The 14,315-nt window shown below is 68.4% G+C and carries 13 protein-coding genes and 1 pseudogene; 7 read left to right on the top strand and 7 right to left on the bottom strand.

Annotation, left to right across the window (positions count from 1 at the left end):
• Positions 1–130: 130 nt before the first annotated feature.
• The gene (locus tag A5781_RS03550) at positions 131–1,081 is read right to left on the bottom strand and encodes a M56 family metallopeptidase (protein WP_067201270.1); all 951 of its coding nucleotides are present in this window, start codon (positions 1,079–1,081) and stop codon (positions 131–133) included.
• A 14-nt stretch (positions 1,082–1,095) separates the two neighbouring features.
• The gene (locus tag A5781_RS03545) at positions 1,096–1,515 is read right to left on the bottom strand and encodes a BlaI/MecI/CopY family transcriptional regulator (RefSeq protein ID WP_067201266.1); all 420 of its coding nucleotides are present in this window, start codon (positions 1,513–1,515) and stop codon (positions 1,096–1,098) included.
• 288 nt (positions 1,516–1,803) lie between these two features.
• Here A5781_RS03545 and A5781_RS03540 point away from each other — a divergent pair, with 288 nt between their 5' ends.
• Positions 1,804–2,217: a PaaI family thioesterase gene (locus A5781_RS03540; protein WP_067201262.1), complete on the top strand. Its 414-nt coding sequence runs from the start codon at positions 1,804–1,806 to the stop codon at positions 2,215–2,217.
• A gap of 120 nt (positions 2,218–2,337) precedes the next feature.
• On the opposite strand, the gene A5781_RS03535 is transcribed toward A5781_RS03540, so the two are convergent.
• The 4 genes from A5781_RS03535 to A5781_RS03520 form a co-directional block, all read right to left on the bottom strand.
• Positions 2,338–3,726, bottom strand: coding sequence for an NAD(P)/FAD-dependent oxidoreductase (locus A5781_RS03535; RefSeq protein ID WP_067201259.1), 1,389 nt, complete (start codon positions 3,724–3,726; stop codon positions 2,338–2,340).
• A gap of 190 nt (positions 3,727–3,916) precedes the next feature.
• The gene (locus tag A5781_RS03530) at positions 3,917–4,297 is read right to left on the bottom strand and encodes a DUF4189 domain-containing protein (protein ID WP_067201256.1); all 381 of its coding nucleotides are present in this window, start codon (positions 4,295–4,297) and stop codon (positions 3,917–3,919) included.
• A 115-nt stretch (positions 4,298–4,412) separates the two neighbouring features.
• Positions 4,413–5,330, bottom strand: a complete 918-nt coding sequence (locus tag A5781_RS03525) for an LLM class F420-dependent oxidoreductase (protein WP_067201253.1) — start codon at positions 5,328–5,330, stop codon at positions 4,413–4,415.
• Positions 5,331–5,389: 59 nt separating this feature from the next.
• On the bottom strand, positions 5,390–6,067 hold the full coding sequence (locus A5781_RS03520) for an SDR family oxidoreductase (RefSeq protein WP_067201276.1): 678 nt from the start codon (positions 6,065–6,067) through the stop codon (positions 5,390–5,392).
• Positions 6,068–6,320: 253 nt separating this feature from the next.
• Here A5781_RS03520 and modA point away from each other — a divergent pair, with 253 nt between their 5' ends.
• Positions 6,321–7,085 carry a molybdate ABC transporter substrate-binding protein gene (modA, locus tag A5781_RS03515; RefSeq protein ID WP_067201249.1) on the top strand — a complete coding sequence of 255 codons (765 nt, stop codon included), beginning with the start codon at positions 6,321–6,323 and terminating at the stop codon, positions 7,083–7,085.
• On the opposite strand, the gene A5781_RS03510 is transcribed toward modA, so the two are convergent.
• Positions 7,082–9,751: an NB-ARC domain-containing protein gene (locus tag A5781_RS03510; protein ID WP_231990582.1), complete on the bottom strand. Its 2,670-nt coding sequence runs from the start codon at positions 9,749–9,751 to the stop codon at positions 7,082–7,084. The genes modA and A5781_RS03510 overlap by 4 nt on opposite strands.
• A 134-nt stretch (positions 9,752–9,885) precedes the next feature.
• Between A5781_RS03510 and A5781_RS03505 the strand changes: the two genes are divergently transcribed.
• The 5 genes and pseudogenes from A5781_RS03505 to A5781_RS03485 form a co-directional block, all read left to right on the top strand.
• Positions 9,886–10,689, top strand: a complete 804-nt coding sequence (locus A5781_RS03505) for an ABC transporter permease (RefSeq protein ID WP_197503683.1) — start codon at positions 9,886–9,888, stop codon at positions 10,687–10,689.
• Positions 10,686–11,789, top strand: a complete 1,104-nt coding sequence (locus A5781_RS03500; RefSeq protein ID WP_067201239.1) for a sulfate/molybdate ABC transporter ATP-binding protein — start codon at positions 10,686–10,688, stop codon at positions 11,787–11,789. The genes A5781_RS03505 and A5781_RS03500 overlap by 4 nt, the downstream gene beginning before the upstream one ends.
• Before the next feature lie 120 nt (positions 11,790–11,909).
• Positions 11,910–12,926, top strand: coding sequence for an alanine and proline-rich secreted protein Apa (locus A5781_RS03495; protein ID WP_067201236.1), 1,017 nt, complete (start codon positions 11,910–11,912; stop codon positions 12,924–12,926).
• A gap of 133 nt (positions 12,927–13,059) precedes the next feature.
• A pseudogene (locus A5781_RS03490) lies at positions 13,060–13,360 on the top strand (GlsB/YeaQ/YmgE family stress response membrane protein).
• Between the two features lie 46 nt (positions 13,361–13,406).
• Positions 13,407–14,315: zinc-binding alcohol dehydrogenase family protein (locus tag A5781_RS03485; RefSeq protein WP_067201273.1), on the top strand; the 909-nt coding region annotated here is incomplete at its 3' end.

Raw genomic sequence — 14,315 nt, 5'->3', positions numbered from 1 at the left:
GGCCGCGGTCTTTGCATCCGACGAACCCATGTCTTCGCCTCTCAAGTTGGAGAACCTTGCCCAAAAGCTTTCCGTCACACTGTGGCACAGCGGACATGCGCCCGCCCGGGGTGATGGCTCCGGCGTCGCCTCAGAGGTTGAACAGGCGCCGCAATTCCGTGAGCCACGGGACCGCCAACGCGACGGTGGGCACCACGAACACGGCCGCCGCCGCGAGGTATGCGGCCGCCGAGAGCGCCAGGCTGTTGCCCTCCCCGCACAGCCGGCGCACGCGGACCACCGTGCTGGTGCCGCCCGCGGCCAATGCGCCCGACGGCGCCCGGCCGGACGCGCAGGCAACCAGGGCCCGCGCCAGGGGAGCGCGACCCGCCGCGCGCACGGCGGCGTCGTCGGCGAGCAGCTCGACGAGCAGTTGGACCGCGCCGAGAGCGTTCGCGCTGCGCACCAGCCGCGGGAACGCGGCGTGCACCGCGGTGAAGGCCTCGAGAACCAGGTCGTGCCGGGCTCGCAGGTGGGCCCGCTCGTGGGTGAGGATCGCCGCGACTTCCGCATCGGCGAGCGTGCTCAGCGCCCCCTCGCTGACCACTACCCGGCTGCGCACGCCGGGCAGGCAGTAGGCAAGCGGCTGCGCAACATCCAACACGCGGAGGTCACGGGTGTGGGCGCAGGGCTGGGGGAGCGCGGCGTCGTGGCCGACTCCGACCAAATCGACCACCATGCGGTGGTGGGCGCGCCGTCGCCTGTTGGCGATGGTCACCCGCATCGCGGCGACCATCAATCGGGCGCCGACCAGCACGGTCAGCGCGAAAACGCCGACGTATGCCGCCCACAGCGGCCAGCCGAGCCGGCCGGCGTCGCCGACGATGCTGGCGGTGGGCCGGCCGTCGGGACCGGGCATGAGCAGCCGAGTGGCGATCGCGATGCCAGCGCTGAATGCGGAGAGGACGGCGGCCAGCGCGATGGCCTGCCACAACACCATGGCGGCGCGGGGAGCGCGCAGCGGCCAGCTCGCGCGTGCCAACAAGGCCGGCACCGGACCGACCAGCAGCACCGCGAGGATGGTGAAGGCCAGCGCGGACACGCTGTCAGTCTCCCTCAGTCCTCCGTCAAAGCGCCAGCGGATGGCGCGTTGTTGCGTTGATTGGCTTCCAATTCGGCGAGCGCTCGCCGCAGGGCGTCCGCCTCGTCGGCGCCCACCCGCTCGACGAAGTGGACCAGAGCGGCCTGCCGGCCGCCGGAATCCTCGGCCTGGGCCAGCGCGTCGACCATGAGCCCGGCGACAAGCTCGTCGCGGCCGTGCACGGGTGCGTATCGGTGCGCGCGGTCGTCGCGGATCTGGGAGACCAGATTCTTCTTGGCCAGCCGTTGCAGGACGGTCATGATCGTCGTGTAGGCAAGGTCGCGTCGCGCGGACAACGCATCGTGGACCTGCCGGACCGTTTGCGGTTCCGGCGCGGACCACAAGTAGTCCATCACGGCGCGTTCCAGATTCCCGAGCCGGGTCAGTTTCGCCATAGTGCGTTCTCTCCTGAGCGTCGAGCAACATCTTACTCCGGGTTACTACGGACCGTCGTACCGAGCTTTCCCGGGGCGCCGCCGAATTAGTGCTTGCGAAATTAGGGCAGCCTTGCCTATGCTAATCGAGTCGAGCGAACGACGACCGCGGCGAGTCCTGAGGGCTGCAGTGACCCCCGGTCGCCTCGATCGGCGAGCCCCGTGCCCCAGCGGCACGGGGCTCAGCCGTTTCTGGGCGGGCGTCCCGCCGCGAGCGCCGACGATCGACCGATGGTGTAGACACAGAACGTGCCTCAGCCTCCGGAAACGACCTTGCCGCCGGATTTCACCGCGCCCTTCGATCAGGAGATCGGGCTGCAATTCACCGAACTCAGCCCCGACGGCGCCCGCGCCCAGCTCGAGGTCACCCCGAAACTGCTGCAGCCGATGGGCCTCGTGCACGGCGGCGTGTACTGCTCGATCATCGAGAGCATGGCCAGCGTCGCCGCCTACACCTGGCTCGCCACCCGCGGCGGCGGGAATGTCGTGGGAGTCAACAACAACACGGACTTTCTGCGTTCCATCGGCTCAGGCATGGTGTACGGCGCCGCCGACCCGATCCACCGCGGCCGGCGCCAACAGTTGTGGCTGGTCGCCATCACCGACGCCGACGACCGGGTGGTCGCCCGCGGCCAGGTTCGGCTGCAGAACCTGGAGGCCTAGCCCTACCCGAGGCTTACGCGACGATCATCGGGGCGTGCTGCGTAGATCGATGACGTACGTTGCGCCGTAACGTCTTTCGTGCAAATAGCAGCGGCGCCAGTTCGACTCGGCCGCGACCGGTTAGCTCGCCCGCCTGGCGGTCGCTGGGGGCTTGGCCTCGGCGGCGAGCACCGCCAGCTGTTCGAGGCGGGTGCGGGCGAAGGCCTGCTGCTCGGTGATGGTCAGCTGGCCGCGCCGCGTGCTCAGGAAGGTCACCGTCCACGACAGCAGCGTGCTGACCTTGGTCTTGAACCCGACCAGGTAGACCAGGTGCAGCACCAGCCACATCAGCCAGGCGATGAAGCCGCTGAACTCCAGCGGGCCGACCTTGGCCACCGCGGAAAACCGCGAAACGGTGGCCATGGAGCCCTTGTCGAAGTACTGGAACGGTTCGCGCTCCGCCGGATTGGCGCCGCCCAGTTCGGCTTTGATCACGCCGGCGACGTACTTGGCGCCCTGAATCGCGCCCTGGGCCACGCCCGGAACGCCTTCGACGGCGGCCATGTCGCCGATCACGAACACGTTTGGGTGCCCCGGAACCGACAGGTCGGGCAGCACCTTGACCCGCCCGGCGCGGTCGAGTTCCACCGACGACTGCTCGGCAAGGTCTCGGCCCAGCCCGCTGGCCTGCACACCCGCGGACCACACCTTGCAGGCGGACTCAATGCGCCGGATGGTGCCGTCGGAGTCCTTGACCGTGATGCCGTTGCGGTCGACGTCGGTGACCATCGCCCCCAACTGAATCTCGACGCCCATCTTCTCCAGCCGGGCGCGCGCCCGCGCGCCCAGTTTGTCGCCGAACGGCGGCAATACGGCGGGGGCCGCGTCGAGCAGGATCACTCGCGCCTTGGTGGAGTCGATGCCGCGGAACGAGCCCTTCAGCGTGTGGGCCGCCAATTCGGCGATCTGCCCGGCCATTTCGACGCCGGTGGGCCCGGCGCCGATGACGGTGAAGGTCAGCAGCTTGGCGCGTCGTTCCGGATCACGCGACCGTTCGGCTTGTTCGAACGCGCTCAGGATCCGTCCACGCACCTCCAGTGCGTCGTCGATCGACTTCATGCCGGGCGCGAATTCGGCGAAGTGGTCGTTGCCGAAGTACGACTGCCCCGCGCCCGCGGCGATAATCAGGCTGTCGTAAGGGGTTTCGTAGGTGTGGCCGAGCAAATCGGATACGACGTACTTGCCGGCCAGATCGATATGCGTGACGTCACCGAGCAGCACCTGAACGTTGCGCTGCCTGCGCAGGACGACGCGGGTGGGCGGGGCGATGTCGCCTTCGGAGACGATGCCCGTCGCCACCTGGTACAGCAACGGTTGGAACAGGTGGTGCGTGGTGCGCGCGATCAGTTTGATGTCGACATCGGCGTGCTTGAGTTTCTTTGCCGCGTTGAGCCCACCGAATCCCGAACCGATGATGACGACCTGATGGCGACGTTCGGTTCCAGCTGTGGTTTCTCGTGGGGGGCTCATGTTTCCGCTGCTCCTGACGGGGGCTTTTGGACACGTGACTGCAGTTAGCCACAACGCTAGTCAGGCGGATACCCGGAAACCTAGTTGATACGCATGTGTTGTTTGCAACACTAACGGTGTTCGGAGCCGAAGTGCCTGGTGGGCATCGGGCGGTGTGGCGCAGTTATCAGCTATCGGCGCGAAGCCGGCATCACTGGCTGGAGCCCTCGCCCGCGCAGTGGTCGTGGCCCGCCTGGATCGTTCCGCCGGGGGCACGCTCGAGCGCCTGGGCTTCGGCTTCTTCGCGGGTCGGACCCCAGCCGCCGAAGTATCGGGACTTGGCCGCATTCAAAACGAGCGCCACGCACCCGCCCTGCCCGCTGGCCAGCAGCCGGCAGTCGCTGATGCTCTTGCGGCACGTCTCCATCACCGCCTTCTCGGCCGCGCCCTGGCTGGCCGCTCCGTCGGCGATGTTGATGTGGCCGGTCGAGTCCGAGATCGCCATGGCGATCCAGTTGTTGTCGGCATGCGCGATCGGCGGCGCGGCGAACGCTACACCGGCCGCGACCGCCGCCAGGGCTCGTTTCTTCATGGCCGTCCCGGCCCCTCACTTCTGCGCTGCGCCGTCGTGGCGCAGGTAAACGCTGCTACATGGAGTATTACCGCGGCGGCACCAATCCGCGACCCCACAGGAGAGGCGTCGGCGGCTACAGGCCGACGACCGGGCGCAGCGCTTCGCCCACGGCGCTGATCACGCCGGGGGTGTAGAAGGGCAGGTTGATGATCACGCCGTCGATGCCGGCGTCCACCACTTTGGTCTTGATCTGGTCGGCGACCGAGTCGGGCCCGCCCACCACCATGCGTTGCTGCATTTCGGCCGGAATCTGATCGGGCTTCGCGTTCTCGTCGACCAGCACCGTGGTCAGCGTGCTGGTTTCCAGCGTCGCCGGGTCCCGGCCGATGTCCTCGCACCGCCGCCGCACAACCTCCAATTTGCCTGGCAGCTCGTCGAATCCGGCGATCACGTTGAGGTGATCGAAGTGGCGCGCGGCCAGCGGGATCGTCTTCTTCTCGCCGCTGCCGCCGATCATCAGCGGAATGTGTTCGCGGAAGCGCGGATTCGCCATAGCCTCGCGGACCCGGTACCACTTGCCCGAGAAGGTTGGCCGCTCGCCCTTGATCATCGGCAGGATGATCTGCAGCGCCTCCTCGAGCCGGTTGAACCTGTCGGTGAAGGTGCCGAATTCGAAGCCCAGCTGGTCGTGTTCGAGTTCGAACCACCCGGCACCGATGCCCAGGATCGCGCGGCCCTGGCTCACCACGTCGAGGGTGGTGATGATCTTCGCCAGTAGCGAGGGGTTGCGGTAGGTGTTGCCGGTTACCAAGGTGCCCAACTGAACTCGTTCGGTGGCGGTGGCCAGCGCACCCAGGGCGGTGTAGGCCTCCAGCATCGGCTGGTCGGGATCGCCCAGCATGGGGAGTTGGTAGAAGTGGTCCATTACGAAAACCGAGTCGAAACCAGCCGATTCGGCCTCGCGGGCCTGAGCCAGAACAGTGGGGAAGAGTTGCTCCACCCCGGTGCCGTAGGAGAAGTTGGGAATCTGTAGACCGAGTCGAATAGCCACGCGATCTACCGTAGTGCGGCGCCGGGCGGGACGATACCGCTCGGCGGCGGATTACGCCCTCAGCCGAATTGGGTGAGCGCGCCGTGGCTGACGTGCAGCGTCTGGCCGGTGATGTGGCGGGCCGCCGGGGTCGTGAGGAACAGCGCCAACCGGGCCACCTCGCCGGCGACCGACGGGGGCGTGCGGGAGAGGCCGTCGTAGCCGGGCTGGACGCTGCGGCCGCTGGCCACGGCGTTGACGGTGATCCCGCGGGTGCCGAAGATGCCCGCCTGGCCGGCGACCCAATTCGACAGGGTCGCTTTGATGGCGGCGTCAACGCTTCCGGCCGGCGGGGTCTCGGGCACCACGCTGATGATGGAACCACCCGAGCGCAGGTGATCACCCACGGTCTGCACCGTCAACACCGCCGACAGCACCGTTGCGTCCAAGGCATTGCGCCAGGCAGTGGCCGTGTCGCCGATCGAGTAGGTGCGCGGGTCGCCGGCTTCCCAGGAGGGCGCCGGCACGTTGACGATGGTGTCCAGATGATGGGGGAACGAGGCACGGGCCTCGGTCAGGCTTGCCGGGTCGGTGGTGTCGCAGACGATCGCGTCCACGTCCAATTCCTTGGCGGCGACCTCCAGGTCGCTGCGCCGCGCACCCACGAGGGTCACCTTGTGACCGGCATCGCGGAAGCCTTCGGCCACTGTGCGCCCCAGTTCGGTGTCTCCACCGGTGACCAGCACCTCCACTGCCATGACCTCCTCGTGTTCAACGTTGAACCCAGACCCGGGCAGTTCCGTGTGGCCATCCACAGGACGCCGGGGGGATCTGCCTGGGATCTCAGCGCGTTATGGCATCAATCTGCCTAGATGTTACTGGACAGTAGCTAGTCGGCGAAATTCTTGACGCCGCGACGCGCGGATCAGTTGCGTAACTCTTCGTCGGGCACTTTTTTGCGACGTTTAGGCCCCCAAGCGGGCCGCATCCTCGGCGGGTTAGGGTGCACGCATGCGGCGGATCGGGACCCTGGCCGGTGTGGTGTCGATGGTCCTGGCTGCGGGCCTGGCCGGGTGCGGTTCGAAACCGTCCCCGCAGGGTTCGGGAAGGCTGGTGGTGTTCGCCGCCGCCTCGCTCAAGCCCGCGTTCACTCAGATCAGCGCGCAGTTCAAGGCCCAAAACGCGGGCAGCAATGTCGAATTCGACTTCGCCGGATCCTCCGAACTGGCCACCCAGTTGACGCAGGGCGCGACCGCCGATGTCTTCGCGTCGGCGGACACCGCGCAGATGGACACGGTCGCCAAGGCCGGCCTGCTGTCGGGCAACCCGACGAACTTCGCCTCGAACACGCTGGTGATCGTCACCGCGCCGGGCAACCCCAAGAAGGTCGGCTCCTTCGCCGACCTCGCGCGGCCGGGGCTGGGTGTGGTGATCTGCCAGAAGCCGGTGCCATGCGGATCGGCGACCCAGCGGGTCGAAGACAGCACCGGCGTCCACCTCAACCCGGTGAGCGAGGAACCGAGCGTGACGGACGTCCTCAACAAGGTCACCACCGGCCAGGCGGATGCCGGGCTGGTGTACGTGACCGACGCGCACAGCGCCGGGAACAAGGTGACCCCCGTCAGCTTTCCGGAGGCCGCCGGCGCGGTGAACGTCTATCCGATCGCCGTGCTGAAGAACGCCCCACAACCGGTGTTGGCGCAACGGTTCCTGGCCATGGTGACCGGCGGCACCGGTCAGAACATCCTGGCCCAGTACGGCTTCGCCAAACCCTAGAATTCAGCAGGCCGTTCGAAATCGGTTCGGATCTTGTCAATTTGGTCATAGGCGTAGGTCACGATGTCGGCCGTGGTCATCACCTCACCCTTGCGGGCGAGCGATTCGTAGGTTTGGTCGCCGAGGACCTTGCGAAGATCCGCGATCATTTCTCCGAGTTCGGGCAAGGTCGTTGCTGCCATCGGACTGACCGCCGCCAACCCGGCGATGGTGGAAGCTGGTTCGTAGCGTCCTAGCCGGTTGAGGAACACGGCGAAGACAGCGAGCGCGTTGTACATCATGCCGATGTTGCCCGACTCGTGGTTACTGCGAATGGCCACGGCGAGATGATCCAAGGCCGCCCAGGGGTCCCCTTGCTCGGCCATGAGTCCAGCGGCCCAGTACGGGAATTGGGTCTCGTAGAACCGGTTGCCGCTGTCCCGCGCGACGAGCAGGCTACGGCGCAGCGCCGCCAGGGCGCGACCCGAATCGGTGGCCCGGACGGCGTACCCGTACACGAAAAGTACGTAAGCTAGCACCCATGGATTTCCGTTCGCTTCGGCGGCATCGATGAGGCCGTCGGCGATCGCCATCGCCTCGTCAGCCGAACCGCAGACGGCCAAAGCGAAAGCCAGATTCGCCCTCCCGAACGTGTTGGCGTCGCCGCTGCGCCTCACCTGGGCGCGGCACAGCTCGAGGTACCGTTCGGGCTGCCCGACGAACAAATACGCACTGCCGAGAAACGCCTCGCCGAAGTACGACACTTTGTCGCCTGCGGCGGCGATAACCGTCTGACCGATTTCGCTGTAGCCCACGGCCTCTTGGTACCGGCCGACAAGAACGGACAGCGATGCCCCCACGCATACGGCTGCCAGCCGCGGGTGTTCGACGGCATGAAGGGGTCCGACCATTTCTTCGGCCCAGGCGATGGGTTCGTAGTTCTCGAGAAACGGACCAAGCAAGCCCGCATACGCGGCGATGGCGGCGCCCGCATCCAGGTCGCCGTGGTCGGCGGCCCAACGAAAGGCGATGCGCAGGTTGGCCAGCTCGACCGTGAGCCAGCCGTATGCCTCGCGCTGTCGCGGGCTGTCCCACAGCGCCATGAGGTCGGCTTCCCGTCCGGCGAAGTAATGGGCGTGCGCGGTCCGGACCGCGTCTGCCGCACCCGATGCGATGAGTTGTTCCTCGGCGAACTGGCGGATGGTTTCCAGCATCGAAAAGCGGGTGCGCGCCGCGGACTTATCGGTCACGAGCAGCGACTTGCGCACCAGGGCGTCGAATACCTCCAGGATGGCGTACTCGTCGAGGCGATCCGATCCGGCTATCGCGCAAGCACTTTGGAGGTCGAATCCGCCGGCGAAGACCGAACAGCGGTCCAGCACCGTCTTTTCGGTCTCGTCGAGAAGGTCATACGACCAGGCCACGGCGTGGCGCAGCGTGTGGTGGCGTTCCAGTCCGCGCCGCGAGCCGACCAGCAGCCTGAAGCGGTGGTCAAGGCGATCGCGCATTTCACTGGCGGTCATTGACGCCATCCGCGAGGCGGCCAGTTCGATGGCCAACGGAATCCCGTCCAGCCGCCGGCAAATCTCGGCCACCGCGGCGGCTTCGCCGCCGTCGGCCATCGAGAAGCCCGCCGAAATACCTTGAGCGCGTTCGACGAACAGCGTAACCGCAGCCGAGTCCACTCCCGCCGCCACGTCCAGGGAGCGAACCGGGCGGACCTGCTCGTCGGGAATTCCGAGCCCTTCGCGGCTGGTGGCAAGGATCTGCACTGTCGACGATCGCGCGAGGATGACTTCGATCAGGTCGGCGGTGGCGTCGAGCACGTGCTCGCAGTTGTCGAGCACCAACAGCCTGACCCGGTCCTCCAACGCGGCGGCCACCGACTCGCTGACGGTCTTGCCCGGCTGCTGGGTGATGCCGAGCACCGCCGCGACCGCGTCGGGCACCGACGCCGGATCGGTGACCGCGGCCAACTCGAAAAGCCAAACCCCGTCCGGGAATTCGTCGGCCAGCTGCGCGGCCACTTCTACCGCGAGACGGGTCTTGCCGACCCCACCCACTCCGGTCAGCGTTACCAACCGATGCGCCTTGACCGCCGCTTCGATGTCGGCGACGGCGGCCTCGCGGCCGATCAAACTGGTGCCCGCGGGACGCAGATTTCCCGGACTCGTATCCAGCGCCCGCAGCGGCGGGAACTCCGTCCGCAGGCCTTCGGCGCGGACCTGGAACACGCGGACCGGCATCGGGATATCCCGCAACCGTCGCGGACCCAGATCGACCAGATCCACTCCGCTCAGCAGGGCTACCGTCGACTCGGTCAGCAGGATCTGCCCACCGTGACCGGCCGCCATCACCCGTGCGGCTCGGTTGAGCACGGTGCCGAAATAGTCGCCGTCGCGCAGCTCGGCCTCGCCGGTCGCCGTCCCCATCCGCACCGGCAACTCGAGTGTGCGCTGCGCGGCCACGGCGGCATTCACCGCCGAGCGTGGCGAGGCGAAAGCGGCGCACACGCCGTCACCGGTGTGCTTGAACAACCAGCCCCCGTGCGCCTCGATCGCCTCGCGCAAGGCGTCGTCGTGGGCCGCGAGCGCGACCCGCATCCCGTCGGCGTCGGCCTCCCACCGACGAGTCGAACCCTCAACGTCGGTGAACAGAAACGTCACGACACCCGAAGGCGCTGGCACCTCAGCAGAATCTCACAACAAACGCGCTCCGAACCCGCACATCGGCGGAACAGCCGCGCGCTGGCCGTTTCCCAACACGCCCAGCGCTAGGTTGAGGCGGTGTAGATCTCCCGGCCAGGGTTAGGGGAGCACGTATTAGAGAGCCTCGCACGGATCTGCCGCGGTGGGTGTACCTCCCCGCCGCGGTGGGGACCGCGTTCGTGGTGCTGCCGTTGCTGGCCATCGCGATCAAGGTCGACTGGCCGAATTTCTGGTCGTTGATCACCAGCCCGTCGTCACGGACGGCCCTGCTGCTCAGCCTCAAGACCGCCGTGGCCAGCACCCTGCTGTGCGTCCTGTTGGGCGTGCCGATGGCGTTGGTGCTGGCCCGCAGCACGGCGCGGCCGGTGCGGCTGTTGCGGCCGTTGATCCTGCTGCCGTTGGTGCTGCCGCCGGTGGTGGGTGGGATCGCGCTGCTCTACGCGTTCGGCCGGCTCGGATTGCTCGGCCGGTACCTCGAAGCCGCCGGCATCAGCATCGCGTTCAGCACCACCGCGGTGGTGCTGGCGCAGACGTTCGTCTCGCTGCCGTTCCTGGTGATTTCCCTGGAGGGGGCCGCGCGTACCGCCGGCGCCGACTTCGAGGTCGTGGCGGCGACCCTCGGGGCGCGTCCCAGCACCGTCTGGTGGCGGGTCACCCTCCCGCTGCTGCTGCCGGGCCTGATGTCGGGGACGGTGCTGGCGTTCGCCCGCTCGCTGGGGGAGTTCGGCGCGACGCTGACGTTCGCCGGGTCCCGTCAAGGAGTCACCCGCACGCTGCCGCTGGAGATCTACCTGCAGCGGGTCACCGACGCCGACGCGGCGGTGGCGTTGTCGATCCTGTTGGTGGCCGTGGCGGCGGTGGTGGTGTTGGGGTTGGGCGCTCGCCGGCTGACCGTCACCGAGGCGAGGCAACCGTGAGTGACCTGCAGCTGCGCGCCGTTGTGGCGGACCGCCAGTTGGACGTCGAGTTCTCCGTATCGGCGGGCGAAGTGCTGGCGGTCCTCGGACCCAACGGCGCGGGCAAGTCGACCGCGCTACACGTCATCGCGGGGCTGATTCGCCCGGATCGCGGGTTGGTGCGGTTGGGGGATCGGGTGCTGACCGACACCGAGGCCAGGGTGGACGTGGCAACCCATGACCGCCGCGTCGGCCTGCTGTTGCAGGACCCGTTGTTGTTCCCGCACATGAGCGTTGCCGCCAACGTGGCGTTCGGGCCGCACAGCCGTCGTGTCCGGCTGCGCCCGGCCCGGGCCGCGGAGAAGGCGACGGCGCTGCGCTGGCTGCGCGAGGTGGACGCCGAGCCGCTGGCCGACCGGAAGGCGCGCCAGCTGTCCGGCGGTCAGGCCCAGCGGGTGGCGATCGCGCGGGCGCTGGCCGCCGAGCCCGACGTGTTGCTGCTCGACGAGCCGCTGACGGGTCTCGACGTCGCCGCGGCCGCGGGGATCCGCGCGGTGTTGCGCGGCGCGGTCGGCCGCACCGGCTGCGCGGTCGTGCTGATCACGCACGACCTGCTCGACGTGTTCACGCTGGCCGACCGGGTGCTGGTGCTGGAGGCCGGCAAGGTCTCCGAGATCGGCCCGGTCTCCGACGTGCTCACCGCGCCGCGCAGCCACTTCGGGGCGCGTATCGCCGGCATCAACCTGGTCAACGGGACCGTCGGCCCCGACGCCTCGCTGCAGGCGCGCTCGGGCGTCCGCTGGCATGCGGCCCCCGCCCCTGAGGGGGGCGAGCTTGCCGAGGGACGGAACGCGATCGCGGTCTTCCCGCCCACGGCGGTGGCGGTTTATCGGGAGCGGCCACACGGCAGCCCCCGCAACACGGTCGAGGTGACGGTGGCGGAGATGGACATTCGCGGGTCGGCGGTGCTGGTGCGCGGCGAGCAGCAACCCGATGGCGCCCCCGGGCTGGCCGCGGAGATCACCGTCGACGCCGCCTCGGAGCTGCGGCTGGCGCCCGGAGAGCAGGTGTGGTTCTCCGTCAAAGCCCATGAGGTGGCGTTGTATCCGGTGGCGCACTGAGGGGCGCAGTTGAGCGCCTGGCCGCGCGGTGGGTTGCACATCGGCAACATCGGAAAAACGGCATCGCAATTGTCCGCAAGGCTCCTTGCGCCACAGCGGTAACACGGTAGGTTCGTCGCCATGGACCAGGTGGAACCCAACTCGACACGTCGCAGAGGCCTGTGGGCGACGCTGGCGATAGCCACGGTGACCAGTGCCAGCGCCGTCACGATCGCTTTGCCCGCGACCTCGTACGCCGACCCGGAAGTCCCGACTCCAGTCCCGCCGGCGACGACGACCGCCCCTCCTCCCGCTGCGGCGCCCGGCGCTCCTCAGGCACCGGTCGATCCGAACGCGCCCGTGCCACCGCCACCACCGCCCGTCGACCCGAACGCGCCGCCGCCTCCGCCGCCGGCTGACCCGAACGCCGGGCGGATCGCCAACGCCGTGGGTGGCTTCAGTTACGTGCTTCCCCCCGGTTGGGTGGAGTCGGACGCGTCCCACCTCGACTACGGCTCGGCGCTGCTGAGTAAGACGACGGGGCAGCCGCCGCTGCCCGACCAGCCGCCGCCGGTGGCCAACGACACCCGCATCGTGATGGGCCGACTGGACCAGAAGCTCTACGCCAGTGCCGAAGCCAACAACTCCAAGGCCGCGGTGCGGCTGGGCTCGGACATGGGTGAGTTCTTCCTGCCGTATCCGGGCACCCGAATCAACCAGGAAAGCACCCCACTCACCGGGGCCAACGGCGTCACCGGCAGCGCGTCGTACTACGAGGTCAAGTTCAGCGACGCCTCCAAGCCCAATGGCCAGATTTGGACGGGCGTGGTCGGGCTGCCCGCCGCGAACACGCCGAACGGCGGACCGCCGCAACGCTGGTTCGTGGTGTGGCTCGGTACGGCAAACGACCCCGTAGACAAGGGCGCGGCCAAGGCGCTGGCGGAGTCCATCCAGCCCTGGGCGGGGCCGCCCGCGCCGGCCGCTGGTGCACAGCCGGCCCCGGGCGCCCAACCCGCGCCGGCGGCTCCGGCTCCGGAAGCCCCGGCACCCGCTCCGGCTCCGGGAGCCCCGGCGCCCTCACCGGCTCCGGCGCCGGCGGCGGCGGGAGAGGTCAGCCCCGCCCCAGCGCCGGCACCACAGCGGACGCAATCGACCTGACGTGCGATCGGCGCGTCCGGATGATGCGCCAACCGTCTCCGAAACGGAACCTTTTCCGTTACGCAAAGCGGGTATACCGAGATGATGGCCCAGCAACTCGCTGGGCTTTGCCAGCGATTGCAAGGAGACCCGCATGGACGTCATGGCAGCTACCGAATATCTGGCCCGCTCAACGACGTTCACGAGCGTCGGCATCATTGGATACATCATCATCGGTGGTCTGGCGGGTGCGCTCGCCAGCAAGATCATCAGGGGCAGTGGCGCCGGCATCCTGATGGACATCGTGATCGGCATCATCGGCGCGTTGATCGGCGGCTTCATCCTGAGCTTCTTCGTCAACACCGCGGGTGGTGGCCTTATCTTCACCTTCCTCACCGCGCTGCTCGGGTCGCTGATCCTGGCTCTGGATCGTCGGCATGGTGCGGCGGACCTGATCAGTTAGCACGTTGCGGCCGTGGTGGTTAGCGGCATGATGGACGAATGGTTCCACCGCTAACCACCACGACCATGCACGCGTGGCGGGTGCGCCGGCCCGGTCCGATGGACACCGGCCCGCTGGAGCAATTCACCACCGACGTCCCGCGCCCCGGACCAGCGGAGTTGCTGGTCGCCGTGCGGGCCTGCGGGGTGTGCCGCACCGACCTGCACGTCACCGAGGGCGACCTGCCCGTACACCGCGACCACGTCACGCCCGGCCACGAGGTGGTGGGCGAAGTCGTCGAGGTTGGCCCCGAGGCGGGCGACGGATTTCAGGTGGGAGACCGGGTGGGGATCGCCTGGCTGCGCCACACCTGCGGCGTGTGCAAGTACTGCCGCCGCGGCGACGAGAACCTCTGCCCTCAATCTCGCTACACCGGCTGGGACGCCGACGGCGGCTACGCCGAATTCGCCACGGTTCCAGCCGCTTTCGCGCACCCACTGCCGAGCGGTTACAGCGACAGTGAGTTGGCGCCGTTGCTGTGCGCCGGCATCATCGGCTATCGCTCCCTGCTGCGCGCCGAGCTGCCGCCGGGCGGACGGCTGGGTCTGTATGGCTTCGGCGGTAGCGCCCACATCACCGCGCAGGTCGCGTTGGCGCAGGGCGCCGAGGTGCACGTGATGACGCGGGGAGCCGAGGCGCGTGAACTGGCGATGCAGCTCGGCGCGGCGTCGGCGCAGGGCGCGGCCGACCCGCCTCCGGTTCCCCTGGATGCGGCCATCCTGTTCGCACCGGTCGGCGAGCTGGTGCTGCCCGCGCTGGAAGCGTTGGACCGCGGCGGCACCCTGGCGATCGCCGGCATCCACCTGTCCGATATCCCGGTGCTCAACTACCAGCGTCACCTGTTCCAGGAACGCCAGGTCCGTTCGGTCGCCTCCAACACCCGGGCCGACGCGCGCGCGTTCCTGGAC

It is taken from the genome of Mycobacterium sp. 852002-30065_SCH5024008 (genome assembly GCF_001665645.1).
GTDB lineage: Bacteria > Actinomycetota > Actinomycetes > Mycobacteriales > Mycobacteriaceae > Mycobacterium > Mycobacterium paraffinicum.
This window is presented reverse-complemented; position numbering and strand designations above follow the sequence as displayed.